The organism is Neisseria subflava (assembly GCF_005221305.1).
Lineage (GTDB): Bacteria > Pseudomonadota > Gammaproteobacteria > Burkholderiales > Neisseriaceae > Neisseria > Neisseria subflava.
On the sequence record NZ_CP039887.1, the window covers coordinates 1,909,661 to 1,935,688 of the forward strand.

Consider the following 26,028-nt stretch of genomic DNA (forward strand, 5'->3'; position numbering starts at 1 on the left):
AAATCATGTATAATTGCAAACAATTTGGTTTTCATCCCATAGGAAGATCCGACATGATTAACCCTATCGCTGCACTTTCCCCGTTAGATGGCCGCTACGCTAAATCCGTTGAAGCATTGCGTCCGATTTTCTCCGAATACGGCCTGATGCGTGCGCGTGTCAAAGTTGAATTAAACTGGCTCAAAGCCCTTGCCGCCGAGCCCAAGATTGTAGAAGTTCCTGCTTTCAGCGATTTTACGCTTGCCGAAATCGACAAAGTGATCGAAAACTTCTCGCTTGAAGATGCCGCCGCCGTCAAAGCCATTGAAGCGACCACCAATCACGATGTCAAAGCCATCGAATATTGGCTTAAAGAACGCTTCTCCGGCGTGCCTGAAGTGGCTGCCGCCAGCGAGTTCATCCACTTTGCCTGCACCAGCGAAGACATCAACAACCTGTCCCACGCTTTAATGCTGCAAGAAGCGCGTGAGGTTGTTTTGCTGCCGAAACTGGCTGAAATCATCGAAAAACTGACCGGCATGGCGCATGAGTTGGCTGCCGTCCCTATGATGAGCCGCACGCATGGCCAGCCTGCTACACCAAGCACACTGGGTAAAGAAATCGCCAATGTCGTGTACCGCCTGCAACGTCAGTTTAAAAACCTGCAAGCGCAAGAGTTCCTCGGCAAAATCAATGGCGCAGTCGGCAATTACAACGCCCATATGGTCGCTTATCCTGATGTGGATTGGGAAACCCATTGCCGCAACTTCGTTGAAATCAGCCTCGGCCTGACCTTCAACCCCTACACTATTCAAATTGAGCCGCATGACTATATGGCGGAATTCTTCCAAGCCATCAGCCGTGTCAACACGATTCTGATCGACTTTAACCGCGATGTTTGGGGCTATATTTCTTTGGGTTACTTCAAACAAAAAGTCAAAGCAGGCGAAGTCGGCTCTTCCACCATGCCGCACAAAGTCAATCCGATCGACTTTGAAAACTCCGAAGGCAACCTCGGTATGGCCAATGCCGTATTGGGCTTTTTGTCTGAAAAACTGCCGATTTCCCGTTGGCAGCGCGACCTGACCGACAGCACCGTATTGCGCAATATGGGTGTAGGCGTGGGCTATACCGTATTGGGCTTTGCCGCCCATCTGCGCGGTCTGAACAAGCTTGAGCCGAATCCTGCCGCCCTTGCTGCCGATTTGGACGCTACTTGGGAGCTGCTGGCCGAACCGATCCAAACCGTAATGCGTCGTTACGGCGTGGCCAATCCTTACGAGAAGCTGAAAGACCTGACACGCGGTAAAGACGGCATTACGCCTGAAGTGTTGAAACTCTTTATCGAATCGTTGGAAATTCCGGCAGAAGCCAAAGCCAAATTGCTTGAGTTGACCCCTGCGTTGTATGTGGGTAAAGCCGAAGAGTTGGCAAAACGAATTTAAAAGGTTTTTGCAGGGCGCACTTTCTTAGTTATTGGGATTTTTTTGATAGATAAGAAACCAACCCTCTACATCCGACAAATTAAAAAGGCCGTCTGAAATCTCTTTCAGACGGCCTTTTTCGATTCAAACCGTTATTTCACTTTGTCTTTCAACGCGCCGTAGCCGGCCGCGTCCATTTCTTCCAAAGGAATGAATTTCAAACTTGCGCCGTTGATGCAGTAGCGCAGGCCGCCTTTGTCTTTCGGGCCGTCGGGGAAAACGTGTCCCAAGTGTGAGTCGGCGGCATGGCTGCGCACTTCGGTGCGGCGCATGTTGTAGCTGAAATCGTCGTGTTCGGTAACAGCAGAGGCGTTAATCGGGTGAGTGAAGCTCGGCCAGCCGCAGCCGGAATCGAATTTGTCGGCGGAGCTGAACAGGGGTTCGCCGCTGACGACGTCCACATAAATGCCGGGTTTGAACAGATGGTCGTATTCGTGGCTGAAGGCGTATTCGGTCGCGCTTTTTTGGGTCACTTGGTATTGCTCTTCGGTCAGGATGCGTTTGAGTTCGGCATCACTGGGTTTTTTATACGTTGCCGCGTCGAAGCCTTTGCCTTGCTGGGCGGCTTTGCTTTTGCCCGGCAGCGATTCGTCGGCTTTGCGGATGTCGATGTGGCAGTAGCCGTTGGGATTTTTAATCAGGTAGTCCTGATGGTATTCCTCGGCGTCGTAGAAGTTTTTCAGCGGCTCGTTTTCGACGACGAGGGGCTGTTGGTATTTTTGCTGCTCGCGTTTGAGGGCGGCGGCGATGACGGCTTTTTCGGCGGGATCGGTGTAGTACACGCCGCTGCGGTATTGCGTGCCGGTGTCGTTGCCTTGTTTGTTGAGGCTGGTCGGGTCAACGACGCGGAAATAGTATTGCAGGATGTCGTCAAGGCTGAGTTTGTCGGCATCGTAAGTCACTTTGACGGTCTCGGCATGACCCGTGTCGCGGTAGGACACGTCTTCGTAGCTCGGATTTTTCGTTTTGCCGTTGGCGTAACCGGATACGGCGTCAACCACGCCGTCTATGCGTTGGAAATAAGCTTCCAAGCCCCAGAAGCAGCCGCCTGCGAGGTAGATGGTGCGCGTGTTCATGATTTTTGAATCCTTTTTCTGTGTGTCGGGTTTGTAGAACGCGTTTTTCAGACGGCCTAAATCGGCATTCGGATCGCTGATTAACGCCAACGCCTGCGCTTCGTTGATGCTGCCTTTGACGATGCGCTGTACGTCGCCGTCTTTACCGATTAACGCCCACGAGGGGTAAACGCTGATATTCAGGCTTTGGGCGATGGTGCCGCCGTTGTCGGTCACGACGGGCAGCTTGGGATAGTTCAAACCGGCATACCATTTCTGGAAGTCGCCGTCTTTTTTCTCGTGTAGAAAACCGGGCGAGGCAACGGTAATCAGGTTGGCAGAACCGAATTTTGTATCTTGCGCCCATTTTTCGGTTTGTCCCAATTCAGACAAACACAAAGGACACCAACTTGCCCAAAATTTAATCAGGGTGGGTTTGTCTTTTTTCAGAAAAACACTGGCAGGGCGGTTGTCAGGGGTTTTCAACGAGGACAATGCCTGCGGTACGGTGGCGGCTTCGGTATCCATCATTTTGGATGAGCAGGCGCCAAGCGCAAGCAGGCAGCCGAACTTGGTGCAAAGTGAAAATAATGTGCGGGGATTCATCTCTATGTTTCCTGTATAGATGGTTTGTATCATTAGACGTTGAAGATGCCAAAACCTTACAGCCTGGATTTTCAGACGACCTTGCCACGTAAAATACGCTACAATACTCCCTATTTCAAGTTTCTAAAATTAAAAGGAAAATTTAATGTTCAGCTTCTTCCGTCGCAAGAAAAAACAGGAAACTCCGGCTCCTGAGGAGGCTCAAGTTCAGGAAACCGCAGCAAAAGTAGAATCTGAAGTTGCTCAAGTAGTTGAAAATATTAAAGAAGATGCCGAATCTTTAGCAGAAAGCGTCAAAGGGCATGTTGAATCAGTTGTCGAATCGGCTGTTGAAACTGCCAGTGAAACCGTCGAACAGGTTCGGGAAGCTTTGACCGAAACGCCGTCTGAAACAGTCGAAAAAATAGAAGAACACGTTGAAGCGGCAAAAGAAGCGGCTGTTGAAACCGTTAGCGAGACTGTTGAACAGGTTCAAGAAACCGTTGCCGAGATGCCGTCTGAATTAGCCGAGGCTGCTGAGGAAGCAGCAGAACAGGCCGAAGCAGTAAAAGAAGCGGCCGTTGAAACCGTCAGTGAGGCTGTTGCACAGGTTCAAGAAACCGTTGCCGAGATGCCGTCTGAAATAGCCGAGGCTGATGAGGAAGCAGCAGAACAGGCCGAAGCGGTCAAAGAAGCAGCTGTTGAGGCAGTTAGCGAAGCTGTCGAGCAAGTTCAAGAAGCCGTTGCGGAAACACCGGCTGAAGCCTCTGCTCCGGTAGAAGAACACAAGCTCAGTTGGGCTGCGCGTTTGAAACAAGGCTTGACCAAATCACGCGACAAAATGGCAAAATCGTTGGCCGGCGTGTTTGGCGGCGGACAGATCGACGAGGATTTGTACGAAGAGCTGGAAACCGTGCTGATTACCAGCGATATGGGCATGGAAGCCACCGAATACTTGATGAAAGATGTGCGCGACCGTGTCAGCCTCAAAGGCCTCAAAGACGGCAACGAATTGCGCGGTGCGCTGAAAGATGCGCTGTACGACTTGATTAAGCCTCTGGAGAAGCCTTTGGTCTTGCCGGAAACCAAGGAGCCTTTCGTGATTATGCTTGCCGGTATCAACGGCGCAGGCAAAACCACATCTATCGGCAAATTGGCCAAATACTTCCAAGCACAGGGCAAATCCGTGTTGTTGGCGGCAGGCGATACCTTCCGTGCCGCCGCGCGTGAGCAGCTTCAGGCTTGGGGCGAACGCAACAATGTGACCGTGATTTCGCAAACTACGGGCGATTCCGCAGCCGTTTGCTTCGATGCCGTCCAAGCCGCGAAAGCGCGCGGGATCGACATCGTGCTTGCCGATACAGCCGGCCGTCTGCCGACGCAGCTTCATTTGATGGAAGAAATCAAAAAAGTGAAGCGCGTGTTGCAAAAAGCCATGCCTGATGCGCCACATGAAATCATCGTCGTGCTTGATGCCAACATCGGGCAAAACGCCGTCAACCAAGTGAAAGCCTTTGACGAAGCGCTGGGTCTGACCGGCCTGATCGTGACCAAGCTAGACGGTACGGCCAAAGGCGGTATCCTTGCCGCACTTGCTTCCGACCGCCCAGTTCCTGTCCGCTACATCGGCGTAGGCGAAGGCATCGACGATTTGCGTCCGTTTAATGCCAAAGCGTTCGTAGATGCCCTATTGGATTAAACAGACAGGCTGAGGCTTGTAAACGCAGTTTGCGGGGGTTTCTGAGCCGTATTTTGCAAAGATCTCGCCTTGCAAGAAGCGGGCGTGAAAATCATAGCGCAAGAGTAGCGGAAAATAACGGAAGGCCGTCTGAAAACCCTATTTCAGGTTTTCAGACGGCCTTTCTTTGAGTCTTACGGCTCGTCTGAATCAAACAGGCCTCGGCACGCATACAGCAGCCCTCCCGCCAATACGGCCAGACCCACCGCCGCCCAATACGCATCGGCATAGCCGACCGCCTTTGCCAGCCGCAGGGCGGCGAAACCGGCCGCGTAACTGCCGAGCAGAACCACGGAGAATTGCAGGCTGCTGTCGAGTGCGGCGGTGGCGCGGTCGGATTTGTCCATTACCAACGCCAGTATTACCGGCAGCAGCAGCGTGTAGCTCAGGCTCAGGGTGATGATTTGCGCGGGCGGCAGCCAAGGATGGACGCGGGCGAGCGCGTCGATGGCGGTCATGGACGCCAACAGCGGCAGTTGCAGCGCGTAGAGCAGGAACACGAGTTTGCGGCGCGGATAATTGCGCGAAAACCAGCCCGATAGCGGCGTAACAATCAGGCAGGCAACGGGAATACCCACCGCCAGAATCCCGCCCGTCTGCTTCGGGGTGAAGCCCGAATCCGCCAGCTTGGGCACAAAAGTCGCCGCCGCAAACGCATACGGTGCGGCAACGGCAAACAGCAAAACCAGCCACCGCCAGCCCGTTTCAGGCTGTCGCCAAAAGGAGACCAGCCGCGCCGCCAACGCCGTCAAACCGCCTTGCGCCGTCGGGCTGTCCGGCTCGCGGTAGCACAAGAGTTGCAGTAGCATCAGCAGGGTGAACGCCAGCATAAAGCCCGCCGCCGCCGTCTGCCCGTATTCCTGATACAGCCACAACACCAGCGCGCCGCCTATCATCTTGCCGCCGCGCGCCGCCATCGTTTGAATCACGCCGCCGAAACCGCGTTCGCGGTGCGGCAGAACGATACACGACAAGCCCAGCATCGCGCAGCCGTACACCGCCGACATTGCCGAGAGCAAAACGCAGCAGGCCAGAAGCAGCAGGAAATTCCGTGTCATGTCGGTGCAGGCCATCAGCCCGAACACCGCCGAAAGCCCCAGCGTCGCCGCCAGCAGCCAGCCGCGAAACCGCCCGAACCGCCCCGCCGGCCGCCGCTCCATCAGCGCGGCAAACAACACCTTCGCCGCTTCGATACCGCCGATTAAATGTATCCAGCTCAGTTGGTTCAGGCTGTAACCGTGGTTCTTCAAAATAGTGACCAGCGCGACCAGATAAAAACCGGTCAGCGTGAATTTGTAGGTGCTGCCGCCGATAAGCAGCAGCCAGTCGCGCAGGGCGGGGGAAGCGGGGGTTTGCGGCATGGGTTGGTTTTCCTTGGGGCGGAGCGTGTGAAGGTAAAGGCCGTCTGAAAATAAAAAAATCAAGCGTGTGCAGCCGATTTGCGGCCGAAAACCGCTATCGGTGTTTGCAGTCTTTTCAGACGGCCTTTAACGCTTCTTCCGCCCGCAGCAGGGCGGTTTGCTCGTCGGCTTCGACGATATAGTTCACGCCCAGCGCGGGGGCGAGTTTGGACGATTGTTCGCGGAAGAATTGCAGTTGCGCCGCATCGGGTTCGATGAGGAGCATGGCGGCGCAGCGGTCGGCGAGTTGCGGCCGGTGTGCCTTTATCCATTCGATGTAGGTTTTGCGATCGGCAATGCGCTGTTCGTCGCTCACCTGCCGCCGCATCGGGGTGCAGACGGTGGCGAAGCGGCGGTTTTGGTCTAACAGGGTTTCGAATTCTGCCAGCCAGTCGGAAAAGTCGGCGACGTGGGTTAGGTCGGTCAGGTAGATGGTGCCTTCGGGCAGGGTTTTGGCGGGGGTGAAGTAGATCATGGGGTTCCTTTGGGTGTTTTTGGGGAGCAGGCGCAGGTTAGATATTGATGATTAGACTTCTTGTGCCGTCATTAGCTAACGCAAGTCCGCTTCGCTACCCCCGTGCAGGCAGGAATCCAAATCTATCCGTATAGAAACTTATCGGATAAAGAAGTACCTTCGAGGCTTCATTCTGGATTCCCGCCTGCGCGGGAATGACGATAATCGGTTGTTACGGCCGTTTCAGACGACCTTCGTTATTCCAGTAACCGTAGGTAGGGCATTGATGCCCGACCTACGATAGTTTCAGACGGCTTCCATTATTTCAGCCCCGCCTAAAACTTCCATTCCGCGCTCACGCCTACGCTTCTGGGGCGTTGGTAGAGCGCGTCTTGGCGGTCGGCGCCGGAAATGAATATGGGTCGGCGGCGGTTGAACACGTTGTCGGCGTAGAGCGAGACACGGCCTTGTTTGAAGTTGTAGGCGGTGTAGAGGTTGACTTGGTTGTATGCGCCGATTTTGCCCGATTCGGCATTGTTGGCGGCGGAGTAGTAGCCGCCGTAGAAGCGCACGTCGCCGCCGGCTTCCCAGCCTTTGTCGTTCAGGTATTTCACGCCGATGTTGGCGGTGTATTTGGGCGCGCGGCCGAGTTTGTTGCCTTCGATGCCAGTGTTGGGATAGCTTTTAATTTTGGTGTTGAGCAGCCCCAGTCCGGTGGTGAGTTTCAGGCTGTCGGTCGCCTGCCAGTCGGCGGCGAGTTCTGCACCGTAGGTGTGGACTCTTTTGGCGTTGCGGATGACGACGGAGTTGATGTCGAGATTGAAGGGAAGCTGCATGTCGCGGTAGTGGTTCAGGAACAGGTTGCCGGAGAGTTGCAGGCGGCGGTCTGCGCTGCGCCAGCGGGTGTACCACTCGTAGTTGTTCACATATTCGGGTTCATAAGTGTAGGTTACGACGAGGCGGCCGAAGGTGATGCCCGCGCCGCCCGGGTTGTAGCCGCGCGCGGCTTTGATGCCGCTGACCCATTGGTCGGTGGGTTTGAAGGCGATGTCGATTTTGGGCAGGAACACGGTCTGGCCTTTGTCTAAATCAAGGTGCAGTGCGCCGCTGCCGCCGCTTCGTTTGTGCGTTTCTTTTTCAATGCGGGCGGCGGCTGTGATGTCCCATTTTTCGCCGGGGCTGTATGTGGTTTCGGCAAACAGGGCGCGCACGCTGTTGCGGTCGTCAAAGGTGTTGCGGCCGCCGACGCTGCGGATATCCACCCATTCGTCTTGTTTGCTGCGGAAGTAGTGCAGTCCGGCAAGGCCTTTCAGACGGCCTTTGTTTGAAAAATGCAATACCGGCTCCCATTGCAGTTCGCGGCCTTTGAGTTCGGCGGGCACGCCTTGCGGGCTGACGGTCATCGGCAGGTGCAGCCGCTCGTTGTGGTAGCGGCCGTAAACCAGTTTGTTTTCCAGTTTCAGATAGTCGTTAAGCTGCCACGATACGTCCCAGATGCCTGATGTCGAGCCGGTTACGAACACGGGCTTTTCTTTTAAAAAACGGCGGCTGGCGGTGTTGCCCATGATTTCGTTTTGCGGTGCGCGCGAACGGATGTGGTTCAGCGTCAGGCGGCTGTAAAAATCGGGATGGTTTTCGGGCGTGAGCAGGAGTTTGAAGCGCACGTTGGTGTTTTCCACGCGTCGCGGGTTGCCGGTCGGTTCGTAGGACACGAACGGTTCGTAGCTTTCGCGTTGCTGCCGCTCCGCACTCAAGCGGAAGGCAAGGTTGTTTTTCACAATCGGGCCGGACACTACGCCGGCGATGTTGCGTGTTTTTTGGTTGCCTAAACCCAAGCGCAGCGCGCCTTCCCATTCGTCGGTCGGATCTTTGGAACGCATCACCACCGCGCCCGCTACCGCGTTCTGCCCGCGCACATGGCTTTGCGGCCCGCGCAAGACTTCCACCTGCTGCATGTCCCACAGCGACTGCGTGCCGAAGGCGTATTCGTTGTAAGTGGCGGAGCGGCCGTCTATAGAGAGGTTCAGGCGCGGCCGCGTGCCCGCGAAAAACGCCACCGCGCCGGTGGCGGGGCCGGAGCCGTCCACGCCGCGCACGGTCGGCAAATCGTTGCCGCTGCCCAAGTCCACCGTGTTCACAGTCTGTTTGAGCAGATCAGTCGCAGAAAGATTGTGGCCGCTGCGGTCGATGTTCGGCGTGGTGAAAACGCGGTTGGACGTGGCGGTTTCAAAGCCGCTGCGGTTGGTGCGTTCGCCGGTGACGACGACTTCTTCCAACTGCACTTGTTCCGCGTTTTGCGCCGCATCGGCGGCATAAATCCATTCGGAGGCGAAAGCGGCGGCAAGCAGCAGCGGCAGGCGGCGGAGGGTGGGTTTCTGCATTTCCTTATCCTTTCAGACGGCATACACCGGGGCGGATTGAACATCAGGCAATCCAACCGATCCGGCAGTATGCAAATATTTGTTGTTTACACATTTACATAAAACAAACTATTAATGTAAAGTATAAGAAACAAAAAACAGGAATGCAAGTATTTATCATTCACTTTACATCCCCCCTTTTTATAGTGAACCATCTAAAAAACAATTCCCTCTCCCGTTCGGCGGGAGAAGGTTGGGGGAGGGCGATTCTGCGGCCTTTATGAATTTGGCTTGCTAAGCATCCGACAGCCCCCTGTCCGCAGGGCGGAGCGGCAGGATAAGGAAAGAGGTAGTCTGAAACGCCGCCGTATTGCCATTGTCGTCGTGGGGAAATATGATGAGTATCCGACTTGCGGATAACTTTAATGAAAACCCTTTATGAACAAAATCAAAACCTTCCTACCGTCATGACCGCCAGCAAACAACAAACCATCACCGACACCGCCCGCCGCCTGTTCCGCGAACACGGCTTTTCCGCCGTATCCGTAGGCGGAATCTGTGCCGAGGCCGCCGTCAGCCGCGTTACCTTTTACAAATATTACAGCGGCAAAAACGCGCTCTTGCAGGAAATCGTTACCGAACAGAAAAACCGCGTCCGTGCCGAATTTGAGGCGCTGCTTGCACGGCAATGCAACCTGCGCGAAGCCGCCGAAGCCGTGTTTGTCCTACAAAAACAATCGTTTGAAGAACTCTATTCCGCCGCCTTCCTGCGTGACATCGAAGAAAACACCGATTTGGAGCTGGAGCGGTTTTTCCATGAGTTGAACGAAGAAAAATACGCCTTTATGCGCAGCTTCTTCCACACTCTGCAACAACGCCGCCTGATTCAGCCCGATTTGCCGGTGGAACTCATCGACCTGTTCATCCGTCAGGCGGATATATTGATGCGCCATCCGCAACTGGCCGCGCTTTATGCCGCTGCGCCGCAAAAACTGCCGCAGGACGTATTAGGATTACTGCTGCACGGTTTGGCAGGGGAGGAAGGTACGGGTGAGGAGATTGATTTTTTGGGGAAGATGAAAGGGATTTGCTGAATTTCTCATAAAACGTCGTCTGAAAACGAATTGTCGATTTTCAGACGACGTTTTAATCCTGTCTGAACTGCTGGAACTGATTAACCACCAACTGACCGAAAAAGGCCTAAAAGTAGAGAAAGCATCCGCCGCCGTCATTGACGCCACCATTATTCAGACTGCCGGCAGCAAACAGCGTCAGGCCATAGAAGTCGATGAAGAAGGACAAGTCAGCGGCCAAACCACACCGAGTAAGGACAAAGATGCCCGTTGGACAAAGAAAAACGGTTTATACAGACTCGGTTACAAACAACATACCCGCACCGATGCGGAAGACTATATCGAGAAACTGCACATCACCCTCGCCAATACCCATGAGTGCAAACACCTGTCGCCTTTGTTGGAAGGACTATCCAAAGGTACGACCGTCTATGCCGACAAAGGCTATGACAGTGCGGAAAACCGACAACATCTGAAAGAATACCAGTTGCTGGACGGCATTATGCAAAGCCCACCGCAACCGTCCGCTGACGGAAGCACAAACCAAACGTAACCGCTATTTGTCGAAAACCCGTTATGTGGTCGAACAGAGCTTCGGTACGCTGCACCGTAAATTCCGCTATGCGCGGGCAGCCTATTTCGGGCTGATTAAAGTGAGTGCGCAAAGCCATCTGAAGGCAATGTGTTTAAACCTGTTGAAAGCGGCTAACAGGCTAAGTGCGCCTGTTAGCGCCTAAAAGGCGGCTCGGATGCCTGATTAATCAGGTATACAAGGATAATTAAGGGGGTATTTGAGTAGAATCAGTGGATATTTGAAACAAAAACAGCCGAAAACCTGTGTTTGGATTTCGGCTGTTGGAGGAAAGGCTTTTTTGCAAAGGTCTCAGGCTGTTAAAAAGGCCGTCTGAAACCCAAAATCAGGTTTCAGACGGCCTTTATTTATTTTCAGGTTTAGTTTTTCCGTGCGGTAACAAACTCGGCCAGTTGGCGCAGGCGCAGGGCTTTGTCGCCGAATGGCTCGATCAGGGCAACGGCTTCTGCAATCAGCGTTTCTGCGTAAGTACGCGCGGTCTGCAGGCCCATCAGTTTGACGTAGGTCGGTTTGTCGTTGTCCGAGTCTTTGCCGGCGGTTTTGCCCAAGGTGGCGGTATCGGCTTCGCAGTCCAATACATCGTCGATCACTTGGAAAGCCAGGCCCAATTTGGCGGCGTAGTGGTCTAAGGTTTGGATTTGAGCCGGTGTTAAGTCCGGGCAGGAAAGTGCACCTAAGGCTACGGCCGCGCGGATGAGTGCGCCGGTTTTGAGGCTGTGCATCTGTTCCAATTCGGCCTGATTCATGGCTTTGCCGACATTGGCAAGGTCGATGGCTTGTCCGCCCGCCATGCCGAGGCTGCCGGATGCTTGGGCCAGCGTGGACAACATGGCAAGCTGACGTTCGGCAGGCAGGCCTGTCGGACGGCTCAGTACATCAAAGGCTTGGGTTTGCAGTGCATCGCCGACCAAAAGGGCGGTTGCTTCATCGTATTGCACATGGCAGGTCGGTTTGCCGCGGCGCAGGCTGTCGTTGTCCATCGCCGGCATATCGTCGTGAACCAGCGAATAGACGTGCACCATTTCGATGGCCGCCATCGCCTGCTCGACGGCGTTTTGGTTTGCTTCGCCCAATTCAGACGCAGCAAGCACCAAGAGCGGGCGCAGCCGTTTGCCGCCGCCGAGGGTAACGTAACGCATGGCTTCGTGCAGCGTGTGCGGCACTTGGCTTTCAGACGGCAAAAAATGTGCCAGCAGCAATTCAGTTTGTGCTTGGGCTTTTTGCTGCCATGTTTTGAGTTCATTCGCCGGGTTCAAGGTTCAACTCCTTCAGTTCGCCAGCATCCAATACTTGCAGTTTCTGCTCGACTTCCGCTAATTTGGTTTGGCAGTATCTGACCAATTCGTTGCCTTCCTGATAGGCGGCCAAAGCGTCTTCCAGCGGCATTTCGCTGCTTTGCATGGCCTGGGTCAGGGTTTCGAGGCGGGATAAGGCTTCTTCAAAGGATTGGGGGGCGTTTTTTTTCATGGTTTGAAATGATGGGCAGAAAAGGGGAATTGTAGCATTTTTAGATGATTAAGGCCGTCTGAACAGGGATGAAAACGAAATCAAAGATTTCTGTTTCTTTGTTCAGACGGCCTTTTTTCAAACGGAATAACGTTATCAGCCCGGTAAAACGGCTTTTTGATAGTTGAGCGCGATAAACTGCTTCTCGGCATCCAATTCAGTGATTTTGAACAATGCCTGCGATTTAGGCAGCGCGTCAAACGGAATACCGGTCGCGCGCGTTACCAGCGGCAGGCCTTCAATGCGGACGAGGTCTTCTTTGAGGATGGTGGCCGTCAGCTCGCTCGTGCCTTGCTGTTGCAGATAGACGAGGCTCCAGTAGGCTTCCATTTGGCGTTGGAAGTCGGCGTAGGCTGTATAGGCGGCATCAAAGTCGCGCAGCGCGGCGAAAAGCTCGGCATCGCTGTTTTGATACAGCGGCTCGGCAGTATCATCTATCAGGCTGATCAGCTGTTTTTGGTTGATGTAGTCGGCGGCGCGGCGCAGCGGCGAGGTAAACCAGCCATAATGCTGCACACCCATGCCGATGTGTGGCTCGGATTTGGTGCTCATGCGCACTTTGCCTGCCGGTTGGACGCGGAAAAGGCCGGGCAGCTCGTTTTCGTCCAGCATTTGCGCCCAAGTGCTGTTGGCAAGAATCATCATTTCGCTGACCAGCGTATCGATGGGCGAACCGCGTTCGCGGCGGACGACGGATACGTTGCCTTCCTCATCCAATTCGATGCTGTAATCGTATTGCGGCGCACGGTCGGGTTCGTATTTGCCGCGTGCTTTTTGCAGGGCGATGGCAAATTGATAGAACCAAATCAGGTCTTGATGGTGGGCGAACATCATTTCGCCCGCTTCGTCCAAGCCGGTTTCGGCGTTGAAATGCGGCTCGATGGTTTGAATGCGCAGGTTTTCAGCGATGTTGACCGCTTCGATTTTGCAGGTTGGCGCGCCGACGTTGAACTCGCTGTCCACATCGAAATAAATGCTGATGGAAGGGCGGTATGCACCCGCATCAAGGCTGAACGCGGCAATCCAGTTTTCAGGCAGCATGGTGATTTTGCCGCCGGGAAAATAGACCGTACTCAAGCGTTCCATGATGTTTTTTTCCATTTTGTCGCCTGGTTTAATGGCAAGCGACGGCGCGGCGATGTGGATGCCGACGCGCTTCTTGCCGTTGCCCAAGTCGGTCAGGCTCAAGGCATCGTCCACTTCGGTGGTCGATTCGTCGTCAATGGAAAAGGCGGTAACGTCAGCCTTGGGCAAGTCGGGCATTTCAGGAAGCGGAAGGTCGGGGAAGCCTGTTCCTTTGGGGAAGTATTTGATTTCAAACCCGTCTTGTAGGTATTGGGGAATGGACGTAATGCCGCCCGTTTTTTTCGCCAGTTCGTAGGCGGAGATTTTCAGCTCGTCGGCGGCTTTGGTAAAGGCTTTGTAAGTCAGTGACTGCTTGTCGGGCGCGTGTAAGATGGTTTTCAAATCCGCCGCGATTTCAGACGGCATCTCGCCGTGTTTCAAGGCTTCCGCCCAAGCGTCGATTTGCGCGTCTTGCTGTTTTTTGCGTTTGATGGCGGCAAGCGCCTGTTTCAAAGTTTCTTCGGGCGCGGCTTTGAACACGCCTTTGGCTTTTTTGTAGAAATACATCGGCGCGGCGTAAAGCGCAATTAAAGTTGCCGCCAGCTCGGTTTTGGTCGGCGCATGGCCGTAATATTCTTCGGCGATGGCTTCGGCGGTAAATTCTTCTTCGCCGCATACTTCCCACAATAAATCGGTGTCGATGTCCGCCGCCTGTGCTTGCGCGTTCTCCAAAAATGCCGCCATATCGCCGTCAAACTCGGCAAAGACATTGTTTGCCTTCACTTTGGTGCGCTTGCCGTGTTGGGTATCGACTTGGTAGGTAGCGTCGTTTTTTTGGACGATGGAGGCAACTTTGAATTGGCCGGACTCTTCGTAAAAGATATTCATTTTTTTAGGATTTTATGATTTGTAGGAAACGCGTGATTTTAGCAGATTTGCACAAGAAAGGCCGTCTGAAAAACATACTTTCAGACGGCCTGTTCAAACGGCGGATGATTAATACTGGTATGCCGCCAGTTTGCGTTTGATTTCAGGCAGGGCGGCGCGTGCGGCCTGTTCACCCAGTTGGATGGCGCGTTGTTTTTGGTCGAAACCGCCAACCGAACCCAGCTCCAAAACCTGCGGTTTGATGACCACATTGGCTTGTCCCAATTCTTGGCGCAACGCAGTTTGACTCATTACGTTGAAGGTTTGGTCAAGATAGGAGAACATGCCTTGGCTGACATTTTTGGCCGGACGGGCGGAAATATCGACGGCAATGATGAAGTTTGCGCCCATTTTTTTCGCCGCGCTGACCGGTACGGGCTGCGACAGGCCGCCGTCTACATATTTGCGGTTGCCGATAACGACAGGCTGGAACACGTTCGGAATCGACGCAGAAGCGCGGACGGCCTGTCCGGCATTGCCAACGTTGAACACCACCGGTTTGCCGCTTTCAAAATTGGTCGCAACGGCGGCAAATTTGATGGGGAACTGCTGCATCGGGCGGTTGCCGACTTTGCGGTTGATGTAGTTTTGCAGTTTTTCGCCTTTGATGAAGCCGCTGGTGGACAAGGTCAAATCCACCAAATCGGTTTTACCCAAAATTTCCGCTTCCAATTCGAGGCGGTCGGGCGACATTCCCGAAGCGTACATACTGCCGACAATCGAGCCGGCGGATGTACCGGTAACGATTTTGACCGGAATATTGTTTTCTTTCAAAACCTTAATAATACCGATATGGGCAAAGCCTTTGGACGCACCGCCGCCCAAAGCCAGCGCAACCGTGGCTTTCGGTTTGGGTGCAGTATGTGAAACCGTATTTTGACCCTGCGTAGAAGGTTTGGATTGCGGCGCGTTGCCGCTTGGACAGGCAGCCAATACCAAGACGGACGAAGCGGCTAAAAACGTTTTGAATGTGGAAAAAAGTTTATTCATGTTCAGACAGCCTTTAATATGTCGAAAGGGTTATTCTACTCTTAAATTAAGTCGAAAGGCCGTCTGAAATCAGATTTCAGACGGCCTTTTAAATCAAGCTTAAGCCAATTCGAGCTGTTTTTCCAAGCTTTCGACTAGCTGGTCGTCCAAATTCAAAGCTTGGGACAAACGGCTCAGGAATACGATTTCCTTGCGCGACAAGTCTGCGCAGACCAATCGGGCCGCCAGATAAGTTTCGGCTGCCAAAGCCTCGTCGCTGCCGACTGAAGCGGCAATTTGCTCGATGGAGGCCGGTTGCGCATATTCAGCCTGCAGCCATGCCGCCATTTCCGCATCGTTGCCGCTTTCACGCTCAATGGCCGCGCGTTCCGCATCGTCAATCAGGCCGTCTGAAGCCGCCGCCGCAATCATCGTTTGCAAAATCACACGGCTGTGGTTTTCACCAATCAGACCGGCAGGTTGGAACGCACTTTGCGGCAATTCTTCCTGCTGGCGGTTTTGTTTCCAGTTTTGATAGCCTTTATAAGCCAGAAAACCCAAAGCAGCGACCGAGCCGGCCTTGACCAGCTTCTTCGTGTTTTTCTTTTTCAACAGCATCGATGCCAAAGCACCCGTCAGCGCGCCGCCGCCGAAAGAATTGAGCGGACTGTCCGCCACCGCTTTGCTACCTTTTTGAGCCGCACCCAAAACCTGATTGAGCAACTGACTGAAATCCATAAAAAAATCTCCTGAAAACAAATACATTGCAAATATAGGGCAGAAACACCAAAAAACCAAGCCAAAGAAAGTTAAAAGGTGCAAACAAGTTTTCAGACGGCCATAGCCGACTTTCGGTACAATCACACCATTCCAAACAATAAACCCCATCATGACCGATACCGCCCAAATCATTACCAGCTATGGCCGCCGTTATATCGTCCGCACCCCCGACGGCCAAACATATGACGCCACCACCCGCAAAAAACGCGTCGATTTCGCCTGCGGCGACCAAGTCCGCATCAGCCCCATCAACGGCGAACAAGTCGTGATTGAAGACTACCTTCCGCGTGAAAGCCTGCTCTACCGCCAAGACGCGTGGAAAACCAAACTGATTGCCGCCAACGTTACCCAACTGCTCATCGTAACCGCCGCCAGCCCCTCACCCAGCGAAGCCCTGTTGCAACGCGCCCTCCTCGCGGCAGAAGCGGCCGGCATCGACGCCGTCATTGTCCTCAACAAAGCCGACCTCCCCGAAACCGCCCAATGGCGCGAGAAACTCAAATTCTACGAAACACTCGGCTATTTAGTGGTCGAAACCAACGCATTGGAAAACGCCGACATCCTGCGTCCCATTTTAGAAGGGCAAACCAACATCCTGCTCGGACAAAGCGGCATGGGCAAGTCCACCCTGACCAACGCCCTACTCGGCAACCAAGCCGCCCGAACCGGCGACATTTCCACCGCGCTCGATTCCGGCAAACACACCACCACCCACGCCCAACTATACGATTTAAACGCAGAAACCCGACTCATCGACTCCCCCGGCCTGCAAGAATTCGGCCTGCATCATCTCCAAGCCGCCGATTTACTGCAATATTTCCCCGACCTGCGCCACCTTATCGGCCAGTGCCGTTTCCACAACTGCACCCACCGCGCCGAACCCGGCTGCGCCGTCAAAGCCGCTGCCGAATCAGGCGAAGCCAAACCCGAGCGTATCGAGTTTCTGCAACGCGTTACCGATGAATTGTTAAGATAAAGATTGAACGGAAACTAAGCGTTTGGATAAATAAAAAGGCCGTCTGAAACTTTCAGACGGCCTTTTGTTGAAGCATAACCAAATTTACCTTTCAACCAGCACTGCTACCTTAGCGGGAAAGAGAAGGTGCTTTTCGCGGCGGATTGATCATGAGAAGAACGGCTTCTTCAATTTTCTTGTCCTCCCGATCATGGAGCTCTACCGGAAACTTCAGACGCAACACTGCAACAATAGCGCCAACTGATAAGCCTGCATCATGAAGCAACTCAATTTCTTTAAGTACCGGTGCGGAAAGGTTTAACATGGTTTCTCCTTAAGATTTGATACTTAGCCCACTTTATCCCCAGGCTGTGTGCCTGCGTCGACATCGAGGAGCCTCAGTTTGCCCTCGGCGGTGGCGGCGGAGAGGATCATGCCTTCGGATACGCCGAATTTTGCCATTTTGCGCGGGGCGAAGTTGGCGACGGCGATGACCATGCGGCCGTTCAATTCGACGGGGTTGGGATAAGACGCGGCGATGCCGGAGAAGATGATGCGTTTTTCAAAACCGAAATCGAGGTCGAATTTCAGAAGTTTGGTGCTGCCTTCGACGGCTTCGCAGTTCAATACTTTGGCGACGCGCATGTCGATTTTCATGAAGTCGTCGAAGCTCGCTTGTTCGGCGACTTTTTCGTATTTGCTCTCTTCAGCGGCAGGCGCGGCTGCGGCGGCAATGCTTTGTTTGTTGGCTTCGATTAAATCGTCCACTTGTTTTTGCTCCACTCGTTGCATTAAATGTTCGTATTTGTTGATGGCGTGTTCGCCTAGGGTTTCGCGCGTGTTCGCCCAGGTAATCGCGTCCAGATTGAGGAAGCGCGCGGCGTTGGCGGCGGTTTGCGGCAATACGGGGGCGAGGTAGGCGGTCAGCATGGTGAAGGCGTTGATGAGTTCGCTGCATACTTCGTGCAGGTGTTCGTCTTGACCTTCCTGTTTGGCGAGTTCCCAAGGTTTGTTGGCATCGACGTATTCGTTGACAATGTCCGCCAAGGCCATGATGTCGCGCAGGGCGCGTGCGTATTCGCGGTTCTCGTATTGCTCGGCGATGGTGTCGCTTTCGGCGGCGAGTTTTGCCAGCAATGCGCTGCCTGAAACGTCTTTCAGACGACCTTCAAAGCGTTTGGCGATGAAACCTGACGCGCGGGCGGCGATGTTGACGTATTTGCCGACGAGGTCGCTGTTTACGCGGCTGATAAAGTCTTGCAGGTTCAAATCGATGTCTTCGATTTTGCTGTTGAGTTTGGCGGCGATGTAGTAGCGCATCCACTCGGGGTTCAGGCCTTGTTCCAGATAGGATTTGGCGGTGATGAATGTGCCGCGCGATTTGGACATTTTTTGTCCGTCCACGGTCAAAAAGCCGTGTGCGTACACGCCGGTCGGGGCGCGGTGGCCGGAGAAATGCAGCATGGCGGGCCAGAACAGGGCGTGGAAATAGAGGATATCTTTGCCGATGAAGTGGTACATCTCGGTTTGGCTGTCGGCTTTGAAGTATTCGTCGAAATCGATGCCGATGCGGTCGCACAGGTTTTTAAACGACGCCATGTAGCCGACGGGCGCGTCCAGCCAGACGTAGAAGTATTTGCCCGGCGCGTCGGGGATTTCGAAACCGAAATACGGCGCGTCGCGGGAGATGTCCCAGTCGGACAGGGTGGTTTCTTCGCCTTCGCCCAGCCATTCTTTCATTTTGTTGAGGGCTTCGGGTTGAAGATGGGGCTTGCCGTCGTGCGGGTTGTTGCCGGAAGTCCATGATTTCAGGAAGTCGGCACATTCACCCAGTTTGAAGAAGAAGTGTTCGGATTCGCGCAATTCGGGTTTGGCACCGGAAACGGCGGAATACGGGTTAATCAGTTCGGTTGGGGAATAGGTCGTGCCGCAGACTTCGCAGTTGTCGCCGTATTGGTCTTGGGCGTGGCATTTGGGGCATTCGCCTTTAACGAAGCGGTCGGGCAGGAACATTTGTTTTTCGGGGTCGAAAAGCTGCTCGATGACGCGGCTCTCAATCTTGCCGTTGGCTTTCAGCGCGCGGTAAATGTCTTGGGAAAACTGTTTGTTTTCAGGGGAATGGGTGCTGTAATAATTGTCGTAGCCGATGAAAAAGCCGGTGAAGTCGGCGAGGTGCTCTTCGCGCACTTTGGCAATCATGTCTTCGGGCGCGATGCCTTGTTTTTGCGCGGCCAGCATCACGGGCGTGCCGTGGGTGTCGTCGGCGCAGCAGTAGTGGCACTCGTGGCCGCGCAGTTTTTGAAAGCGCACCCAAACGTCGGTTTGGATGTGTTCGACCATGTGGCCGAGGTGGATGCTGCCGTTGGCATACGGCAGTGCGGAAGTGACAAGGATTTTGCGTGTCATGGTTTGTGCTTTTAAAAACAATGGATAAAGATGTCGGGAATTATACCGCAAAACAATACGCAAAGGCCGTCTGAAACCCGATTGCCGGTGTTTCAGACGGCCTTTTATTTATCGGCTGCGTATGGAATCAACCGCGTACGCGTTCGATTTTTGCGCCTACGCCGCCGAGTTTTTTCTCGATGTATTCATAGCCGCGGTCGAGGTGGTAGATGCGTTCGACGATGGTTTCGCCATCTGCGACCAAGCCTGCCATAACGAGGCTGGCGGAGGCACGCAGGTCGGTTGCCATCACGACGGCGCCGGAGAGTTTTTCCACGCCTTTGATGTAGGCGGTGTTGCCTTCGGTGGTGATGTCTGCGCCCATGCGGTTGAGTTCGGGAACGTGCATGAAGCGGTTTTCAAAAATGGTTTCCACCACGCGGCTGCTGCCTTCGGCAATGGCGTTCATGGCCATAAACTGCGCCTGCATGTCGGTTGGGAAGCCCGGGTGGACGACGGTGCGGATGTCCACGGCTTTGGGGCGTTGTTGCATGTCGATGGAAATCCAGTTGTCGCCTGCTTCGATGATGGCGCCGGCTTCGGTCAGTTTGTCCAATACGACTTCCATGGTTTTTGGGGCGGCATTGCGCAGGACGACTTTGCCGCCGGTCATGGCGACGGCGCAGAGGAAGGTACCGGCTTCGATACGGTCGGGAACGACGCTGTGTTCGCAGCCGTGAAGCTCTTTTACGCCTTCGATGGTCATGGTTGCTGTACCGATGCCGCTGATTTTTGCGCCCATTTTGACGAGGCATTCGGCCAAATCGACGACTTCGGGTTCGATGGCGCAGTTTTCGAGGATGGTGGTGCCTTCTGCAAGCGTGGCCGCCATCAGCAGGTTTTCGGTACCGCCTACGGTTACGACATCCATGGTAACGCGCGTGCCTTTCAGACGGCCTTTGGCTTTGACGTAACCGTGTTCGATGGTGATTTCCGCACCCATGGTTTCGAGGCCTTTGAGGTGTTGGTCAACCGGGCGTGAGCCGATGGCGCAGCCGCCGGGCAGGCTGACTTGGGCTTCGCCGAAGCGGGCGAGGGTCGGGCCCAAAACCAAGATGGATGCGCGCATGGTTTTTACCAGCTCGTAAGGTGCGCAGGTGTTGTTGACGGTGCCGCCGTTGATTTCAAATTCGGAGATATTGTCGGTCAAAACGCGTGCGCCCATGCCTTGCAGCAGTTTTTGGGTGGTTTTGACGTCGGCGAGCATGGGTACGTTTTTCAAGCGTAAAGTGCCGGAAGTCAGCAGACCGGCACACATCAGCGGCAGGGCGGCATTTTTTGCGCCGGATACGATGATTTCGCCGTTGAGGGGGCCGTTGGCAGAGATTTTGAGTTTGTCCACAGGATGTCTTTCGTTATTTGTCTGCACGGCTTATGCCGCACAAATGAAATGAGATGGATAATAAGCCATCAATTATAAGGGATTATGCCCTTGCTGTTAGATTTGGCAGTATTAAATTTTCACAAGGTTTGTTTAAGTTGCGAAAGGATAAGATTTCAGGCCGTCTGAATGGTTCAGACGGCCTGTTTGCCAAGGCTTATTTTTTGGCTTTGAAGCCTAAGAGGTGTTGCGTGGTGGCCAGCCATGCGCCGAATACGCCCAGCGCGATGACGAAGCCGAATACCAGCGACACTTCGCTAAATGTGAAGAAACGCCAGCCGATGTTCAGACCGTAGGGTTTGAAAATCGCGTCCACCAGCGGCCGTACTTCGGCCAGCAGCCAAGCCGACAAACCCAAGCTGACGGCGGCGGAGAAAATACTCTGCCACATTGCCTGATAAAGGAAAGGACGGCGGATGAAGGAAGCGGGCGCACCCAACAGCTTGGTGATTTCCAACTCTTCCTTGCGGCTGAGGATTTGCAGGCGGATGGTGTTGTGTGCCACCAAGACAAAGGCCATGCCCAAAGTCAGTGAGAGGAACCACAAAATCTTGCGGATAAATTCGTTAATACGATAAAGGGTTTGTACCCATTCCGTATCCATGGTTGCCGATTCGACGCGTGGGAGTTTGGTAATGTCTTTATAGATGGCCTGCATCTGATCCGGAGAAGTGGCAGGGTCGGGCGTAACGATAAAGACATCGGGCAACGGATTGCCATCGAGCATGGAAACGAGGTTTTGGTCGAGATTGGTCTGCAATTCTTCCAAACCTTCCTGCTTGCTGATAAAGCGGACTTTATCGATACGGCTGTCGCGTTGGAGCAGATTTTTCACCGTGTCAGCATCAGAACCTGCTGCATCGGTGTCCATATAAACCGTAATTTGCGGCGACTCGTTGAGTTTACCCAATACGCTTTGACCGCTTTGGATACCCAAATACATAAACAGCGGCAAGGTCATGGCAACGGCAAGCATGAGCAGGGTCAGCAGCGTGCCGATGGGTTGGCGCAGAAGCTCTTTGAGCGCGGCGCGCGCCGATTCGACGTGTAACGAGATGTAATGAATCATACTCATGCGAGACGTCCTTTCTGCAGGCGCAAGACGCGGTGGCCGTAATCCGCCATCAGCGTTTCATCATGCGCCGCAACAATCACAGTCGTGCCTGCTTCATGGAAGGTTTTGAACAATTCCATAATATCCAGCGCATAGGCGCGGTCGAGGCTGGCGGACGGCTCGTCGGCGATCAGCAGGCTGGGTTGGTGAACCACTGCGCGCGCGATGCACAAACGTTGTTGTTCGCCGCCGGACAAAGTGATGGGCATATCGTTTTCGCGGCCTTTCAAGCCGACTTTCTCAATCGCAATACGCGCGCGCTCTTCAGCTTTGCGCGGCTGGTAGCCGCTGATCCGCAAAGGCAGGATAACGTTTTGCAAGACATTGCGGTCGTAGAGGATTTTGTGGTCTTGGAAGACAATGCCGATATGTTGGCGCATAAAGCCGATCTGATTGTCGCTCAAGGTGCCGAGGTCTTGATTGTTGAACCAAACCTTGCCTTTGGTAGGCTTGGTAATGCCTGAAATCAGCTTCAAAATGGTGGATTTGCCCGAACCCGAATGGCCGGCGATAAAAATCATCTCACCTTTGTTAATCTGGAAACTGACATTTTTCAGGGCTTCGAAACCGCCGGGATAGGTTTTGGAAACTTGTTCGAAACGGATCATGGGTTTTCCTGAAAATAGGGAGTCAGACGGCCGGCGTCATCGATAGGGCAACATGCCGTCTGAAAAAATGGGGATATTCACAGATTATAAATATTTCGGCTGCTTTTTGATAGTGAAACCTCGGTTCTGCCTGTGGAGACACTGCCGGTTTGCAACACAAAGCAATATGGTTTGAAAAAGGGCCGTCTGAACGATTGGGTTTCAGACGGCCTCAGTATCAGCGTAGGTTAAGCACCTTATCCGCTGTTTTATTTACATTTGGTTTTGGCCAAATTCACGGCGGCGGTCAGGCTTTTTTCGTTGACTTCGCCGGTGATGGTTTGTTTGTAGCCGCATTTCGGCGCTTCGACGACAGTGAAGGGCAATACGCCGACGTTGTTGCCGTGGGCTTTCATGAAGTTGCGGCTGTTGGCGCCGGTGTAACGCCAAATCGGATAGCTGACCGGCGTTTGTTTCAGGAACTTGCCGATGTTGTCGGTCGTATCCAGCGCGATGCCGACCATATCGACGCTGCCTTTTTTCTGAGCTTTGTACCATGCCGACATGGCGGGCATTTCTTTACGGCAGGGGCCGCACCAGGTTGCCCAAAGGTTGACCACGCGCACGGGGGCTTTGAGCGATTCCAGGCTTTGCGGTTTGTTGTCCTGCCAACCTGCTGTTTCATCGGCGGCAAAGGCCGGCGCAGCGGTAAAAACGGTGGCGGACAAGAGAAGGGCGGTTAAGGCTTTCATGGTTGTATCCTTGAGGTTGCCAATCGAAATTGTGTTTATTGTAAAACGGTTTGGTGGGTATGCCTACCGATTCATATCAAGATATCAGGTAAAAAGTTTGAGTAAAAATCAGTTGCAGACGATAATAACCGCCATCATTGAATGATTTTGCAATAATACGGAGACTTTCATGCCGTCTGAATTCACACTTTATCACAACCCGCGTTGCAGCAAATCGCGTGCCGCGCTGGCTTTGCTCGAAGAAAAAGGCGTTGCCGCCGATGTAGTCAAATATCTGGATACCGCGCCTGATTTGGCGACTTTGCAGGATATGTTTGCCAAACTCGGCATCGAATCGGTGCGCGGCATGATGCGCACGAAAGACGATTTGTACAAAGAATTGGGTTTGGACAATCCCGATTTGGACAATGCCGCCCTGCTTCAGGCAATCGCCGAACACCCTGCCCTGCTTGAGCGTCCCGTTTTGGTAACGCCTACGCGTGCAGCCATCGGCCGTCCGTTGGAAAACATTGCCGCCCTACTCGGCTGACGGGGTTGGATAAGGTCGTCTGAAGATGATTTCCCTGCTTAAAAGCCGCAATGGCCTGCGATATTACCTGTTTCGCGGCCTTGCTTTGAGCGTTCTGCTGGTGTGCGGTATTTTTTTGACCGGCACATGGCAGATTTACCGGACAGGTTTGCAAACCTTGCCGAAGGACGCTCATGCCGATGCGGCGGTGGTGTTGGGTGCGGCGGCGTGGGACAAACGCCCGTCGCCGGTATTCCGTGAGCGCATCAACCACGCCATTACGCTCTACCAAAGCCATCGGGTCGGTAAAATCATTTTCACCGGCGGGACACCCAAAAAAGGATTTATGACCGAAGCCGAAGTGGGGCGCCGATACGCGCTCAAGCAGGGCATACCGGCGCACAATATCCTGTTTGAAAACACGTCGCGCAACACTTACGAAAACCTGCGCAATATCGTCCCCATCATGCACGCCAACGGAGTCGGCAGTATTATCGTTGTCAGCGACCCGTATCATTTGGCGCGTGCCGAAGAAATGGCCGCCGATTTGGGCTTGTCAGATGCGCAGTTCTCCGCCACCCCGACCACGCGCTTTGATGAGCGCAGCAAGAAAGCCAAGTTTCTGATGCAGGAGAGCTATTCTTTGTTTCTCTACCGTATCGGCAAATGGAGCGATGCCGTTTGGAATTGGATAGGTGGTTGAGCCTTCGGTAATCCATGTAAAAGGCCGTCTGAATCCTTTTAGGTTTCAGACGGCCTAAATGTATGCTTACTTATTGATATTGATTTGCAGCTATACTGCCAAAAATGACTACAGCCAGCACCAGATAAATTGCCATTACGATGGCAAACAGAATCAAGGCAGCCTTGAAATAATTGGCTTTATTCGGATTGGTGTTTGAGCTGAATGCCCACACAAGCATCATGATCAGATTGACCAGCGGAATCATCATAATCAAGTTTGTTAGCAACCATTCTTTGACGCTTACAACAGGAGCCTGCTGATGGCCGATTTGGTTTTGTCCGTTCATACGTACCCAGTAATTTTGTTGAAAGAACAGTAATTATACTCATTAAATCTTTATGGGCATAGCATGCTCAGGCCGTCTGAATCTTCAGACGGCCTGAGCCTATGATTTTTGCAGCCGCTATTTCAATTGGATGTAAAACGTACCGTCCGGCACGACGGGCAGGTATTTGCGGTAGAAGTCCAGATAGGTCTTGTTTGGGTCTATGTCGGCAAACTGCTGCGGATACAGGGTTTTGGCGATAAATTGCGCGCTGGCCAAATCGGCGAGCGAGCGGGAGGCGGTGTGGTAGATGCCGTAAACGCGTTTGTTTTTGACGGCAGGAATGTCTGCCCAGCCTTTGCGTTTGACAAATCCGGCCAGGCGGCGTTGCGCATCGGCCTGGCTGATGCCTATGCCCATCGCCATAATGTCAGGCTTGTCTTTATGGCCGTTTTCCGTCCCCGAAATGACGATGACGTCGGGTTTGGCCGTCAGGAATTTTTCAGGGTTTATCGGTCCCCAGTTTTTAACGTAAGGCGCGGCGATATTGTTGCCGCCTGCTGTGTCGGCAATCGCGCCCCACATATCTTTGCCGAAGGTGTAGCTGTATTCGGACGGGCCTTTGTCGCCGAACTCGATATAGATTTTCGGTTTGGACTGCTTGGCGCGTGCGACGCGTTTTTGGATGTCGGCAATGCCTCGGGCGTATTCGGCGGCAATTTTTTGGGCGCGCGCCTGCGTACCGTTGAGTTCGCCGAAAATTTCCGCACTGCGCGTGTGCCGCGCGACGGTTTCGGCGTTGAAATCGACCACGACGACGGGTATGCCTGCCGCTTTAATGCGCGGCAGATGGGTGGCGATGGCCTTATACTGCCAGTCGGCCAGAATCAATACGTCCGGCTTGAGCGCGAGCGTTTTCTCCAGTGAAAACGTGCCGGTGTTGATGTTGCCGATGTCCGCAATGTTTTGCAGCGTAGGCAGCTTCTGTTTGAACATCGCCCAGCTGCCGGGATTGAATTTCTCCCAAAACTCACGCGAAATGCCGATGACGTTTTTAAATTTGTCCGCGCCCGTTACCGCGATATAGTCGGGATAGTAAAACGCCAAAACCGCGCGTTTGACAGGGACATCGACTTTGACTTCGCGTCCCAATACATCTTTGATAGTTTTGATTTCGGCTTGGGCAAAAAGGGGCAGGAGGGCGAGGGCGGCAAATAAAGCGCGTTTGTTCATGAGCGGATCCTTTAAAAGAAATAATTATCATTATATTTGATTTGTTTTCAGGAGAAAAGTCCCAGACGGTCCTTCT

The 26,028-nt window shown here is 53.6% G+C and carries 23 protein-coding genes and 1 pseudogene; 7 read left to right on the plus strand and 17 right to left on the minus strand.

The features are described 5' to 3' along the window. Positions 1 to 53: 53 nt before the first annotated feature. Positions 54 to 1,424: an adenylosuccinate lyase gene (gene purB, locus FAH66_RS09360; protein WP_070749732.1), complete on the plus strand. Its 1,371-nt coding sequence runs from the start codon at positions 54 to 56 to the stop codon at positions 1,422 to 1,424. A gap of 131 nt (positions 1,425 to 1,555) precedes the next feature. Here the strand turns inward: purB and msrAB are convergent, their stop codons facing one another. Further along, positions 1,556 to 3,124: a bifunctional peptide-methionine (S)-S-oxide reductase MsrA/peptide-methionine (R)-S-oxide reductase MsrB gene (msrAB, locus tag FAH66_RS09365; protein ID WP_137041398.1), complete on the minus strand. Its 1,569-nt coding sequence runs from the start codon at positions 3,122 to 3,124 to the stop codon at positions 1,556 to 1,558. 145 nt (positions 3,125 to 3,269) lie between these two features. On the opposite strand from msrAB, the gene ftsY reads away from it, so the two are divergent. Continuing rightward, a complete protein-coding gene (gene ftsY / locus FAH66_RS09370) occupies positions 3,270 to 4,802 on the plus strand; it encodes a signal recognition particle-docking protein FtsY (protein WP_167480335.1) in 1,533 nt (510 codons plus the stop codon). A gap of 173 nt (positions 4,803 to 4,975) precedes the next feature. Here ftsY and FAH66_RS09375 read toward each other — a convergent pair whose 3' ends face one another. The 3 genes from FAH66_RS09375 to FAH66_RS09385 form a co-directional block, all read right to left on the minus strand. Continuing rightward, entirely contained in the window at positions 4,976 to 6,202 is a 1,227-nt protein-coding gene (locus FAH66_RS09375) for an MFS transporter (RefSeq protein ID WP_137041399.1), read from the minus strand. Positions 6,203 to 6,317: 115 nt separating this feature from the next. Then, positions 6,318 to 6,716: an extensin gene (locus FAH66_RS09380; protein ID WP_137041400.1), complete on the minus strand. Its 399-nt coding sequence runs from the start codon at positions 6,714 to 6,716 to the stop codon at positions 6,318 to 6,320. 314 nt (positions 6,717 to 7,030) lie between these two features. Further along, complete coding sequence (locus FAH66_RS09385) at positions 7,031 to 9,076, minus strand: TonB-dependent receptor (protein WP_137041401.1); 2,046 nt, start codon at positions 9,074 to 9,076, stop codon at positions 7,031 to 7,033. Between the two features lie 404 nt (positions 9,077 to 9,480). On the opposite strand from FAH66_RS09385, the gene FAH66_RS09390 reads away from it, so the two are divergent. Together FAH66_RS09390 and FAH66_RS09395 are read left to right on the plus strand one after the other, a co-directional pair. Continuing rightward, on the plus strand, positions 9,481 to 10,149 hold the full coding sequence (locus FAH66_RS09390) for a TetR/AcrR family transcriptional regulator (protein ID WP_137041402.1): 669 nt from the start codon (positions 9,481 to 9,483) through the stop codon (positions 10,147 to 10,149). A gap of 58 nt (positions 10,150 to 10,207) precedes the next feature. Further along, a pseudogene (locus tag FAH66_RS09395) lies at positions 10,208 to 10,865 on the plus strand (IS5 family transposase); the annotation flags it as partial. A gap of 214 nt (positions 10,866 to 11,079) precedes the next feature. On the opposite strand, the gene FAH66_RS09405 reads toward FAH66_RS09395, so the two are convergent. The 5 genes from FAH66_RS09405 to FAH66_RS09425 all read right to left on the minus strand — a co-directional run bounded on the left by FAH66_RS09405 (position 11,080) and on the right by FAH66_RS09425 (position 15,925). Next, entirely contained in the window at positions 11,080 to 11,976 is an 897-nt protein-coding gene (locus tag FAH66_RS09405) for a polyprenyl synthetase family protein (RefSeq protein ID WP_137041403.1), read from the minus strand. Beyond that, the gene (locus tag FAH66_RS09410; protein WP_003681131.1) at positions 11,960 to 12,187 is read right to left on the minus strand and encodes an exodeoxyribonuclease VII small subunit; all 228 of its coding nucleotides are present in this window, start codon (positions 12,185 to 12,187) and stop codon (positions 11,960 to 11,962) included. The genes FAH66_RS09405 and FAH66_RS09410 overlap by 17 nt, the downstream gene beginning before the upstream one ends. 135 nt (positions 12,188 to 12,322) lie before the next feature. Further along, positions 12,323 to 14,179 carry a ribonuclease catalytic domain-containing protein gene (locus FAH66_RS09415; RefSeq protein ID WP_137041404.1) on the minus strand — a complete coding sequence of 619 codons (1,857 nt, stop codon included), beginning with the start codon at positions 14,177 to 14,179 and terminating at the stop codon, positions 12,323 to 12,325. Between the two features lie 108 nt (positions 14,180 to 14,287). After that, positions 14,288 to 15,208, minus strand: a complete 921-nt coding sequence (locus tag FAH66_RS09420; RefSeq protein WP_137041405.1) for a patatin-like phospholipase family protein — start codon at positions 15,206 to 15,208, stop codon at positions 14,288 to 14,290. 99 nt (positions 15,209 to 15,307) lie between these two features. Beyond that, positions 15,308 to 15,925: a tellurite resistance TerB family protein gene (locus FAH66_RS09425; RefSeq protein WP_137041406.1), complete on the minus strand. Its 618-nt coding sequence runs from the start codon at positions 15,923 to 15,925 to the stop codon at positions 15,308 to 15,310. A gap of 151 nt (positions 15,926 to 16,076) precedes the next feature. Between FAH66_RS09425 and rsgA the strand changes: the two genes are divergently transcribed. Next, positions 16,077 to 16,943 carry a ribosome small subunit-dependent GTPase A gene (gene rsgA, locus FAH66_RS09430; protein WP_070632024.1) on the plus strand — a complete coding sequence of 289 codons (867 nt, stop codon included), beginning with the start codon at positions 16,077 to 16,079 and terminating at the stop codon, positions 16,941 to 16,943. Between the two features lie 109 nt (positions 16,944 to 17,052). On the opposite strand, the gene FAH66_RS09435 is transcribed toward rsgA, so the two are convergent. The 6 genes from FAH66_RS09435 to FAH66_RS09460 form a co-directional block, all read right to left on the minus strand. Continuing rightward, positions 17,053 to 17,247 (minus strand): hypothetical protein, encoded by a 195-nt coding sequence (locus tag FAH66_RS09435; RefSeq protein WP_049328774.1) that lies wholly within the window; start codon positions 17,245 to 17,247, stop codon positions 17,053 to 17,055. A 23-nt stretch (positions 17,248 to 17,270) separates the two neighbouring features. After that, on the minus strand, positions 17,271 to 19,328 hold the full coding sequence (gene metG, locus FAH66_RS09440; RefSeq protein ID WP_137041407.1) for a methionine--tRNA ligase: 2,058 nt from the start codon (positions 19,326 to 19,328) through the stop codon (positions 17,271 to 17,273). A gap of 127 nt (positions 19,329 to 19,455) precedes the next feature. Next, positions 19,456 to 20,709 carry a UDP-N-acetylglucosamine 1-carboxyvinyltransferase gene (murA, locus tag FAH66_RS09445; protein WP_049333045.1) on the minus strand — a complete coding sequence of 418 codons (1,254 nt, stop codon included), beginning with the start codon at positions 20,707 to 20,709 and terminating at the stop codon, positions 19,456 to 19,458. A gap of 196 nt (positions 20,710 to 20,905) precedes the next feature. Continuing rightward, positions 20,906 to 21,823, minus strand: coding sequence for a permease-like cell division protein FtsX (gene ftsX, locus FAH66_RS09450; protein WP_063076502.1), 918 nt, complete (start codon positions 21,821 to 21,823; stop codon positions 20,906 to 20,908). After that, positions 21,820 to 22,470: a cell division ATP-binding protein FtsE gene (gene ftsE / locus FAH66_RS09455; protein WP_003681151.1), complete on the minus strand. Its 651-nt coding sequence runs from the start codon at positions 22,468 to 22,470 to the stop codon at positions 21,820 to 21,822. The genes ftsX and ftsE overlap by 4 nt, the downstream gene beginning before the upstream one ends. Positions 22,471 to 22,718: 248 nt before the next feature. Then, on the minus strand, positions 22,719 to 23,201 hold the full coding sequence (locus FAH66_RS09460) for a TlpA disulfide reductase family protein (RefSeq protein WP_049349226.1): 483 nt from the start codon (positions 23,199 to 23,201) through the stop codon (positions 22,719 to 22,721). Between the two features lie 169 nt (positions 23,202 to 23,370). On the opposite strand from FAH66_RS09460, the gene arsC reads away from it, so the two are divergent. After that, the gene (gene arsC / locus FAH66_RS09465) at positions 23,371 to 23,730 is read left to right on the plus strand and encodes an arsenate reductase (glutaredoxin) (RefSeq protein WP_004519164.1); all 360 of its coding nucleotides are present in this window, start codon (positions 23,371 to 23,373) and stop codon (positions 23,728 to 23,730) included. Between the two features lie 25 nt (positions 23,731 to 23,755). Beyond that, positions 23,756 to 24,412, plus strand: a complete 657-nt coding sequence (locus FAH66_RS09470) for a YdcF family protein (protein WP_049352480.1) — start codon at positions 23,756 to 23,758, stop codon at positions 24,410 to 24,412. Between the two features lie 70 nt (positions 24,413 to 24,482). On the opposite strand, the gene FAH66_RS09475 is transcribed toward FAH66_RS09470, so the two are convergent. Together FAH66_RS09475 and FAH66_RS09480 are read right to left on the minus strand one after the other, a co-directional pair. After that, a complete protein-coding gene (locus tag FAH66_RS09475; RefSeq protein ID WP_003686739.1) occupies positions 24,483 to 24,740 on the minus strand; it encodes a hypothetical protein in 258 nt (85 codons plus the stop codon). A 117-nt stretch (positions 24,741 to 24,857) separates the two neighbouring features. Beyond that, a complete protein-coding gene (locus FAH66_RS09480; RefSeq protein ID WP_070631988.1) occupies positions 24,858 to 25,952 on the minus strand; it encodes an ABC transporter substrate-binding protein in 1,095 nt (364 codons plus the stop codon). Positions 25,953 to 26,028: the final 76 nt, after the last annotated feature.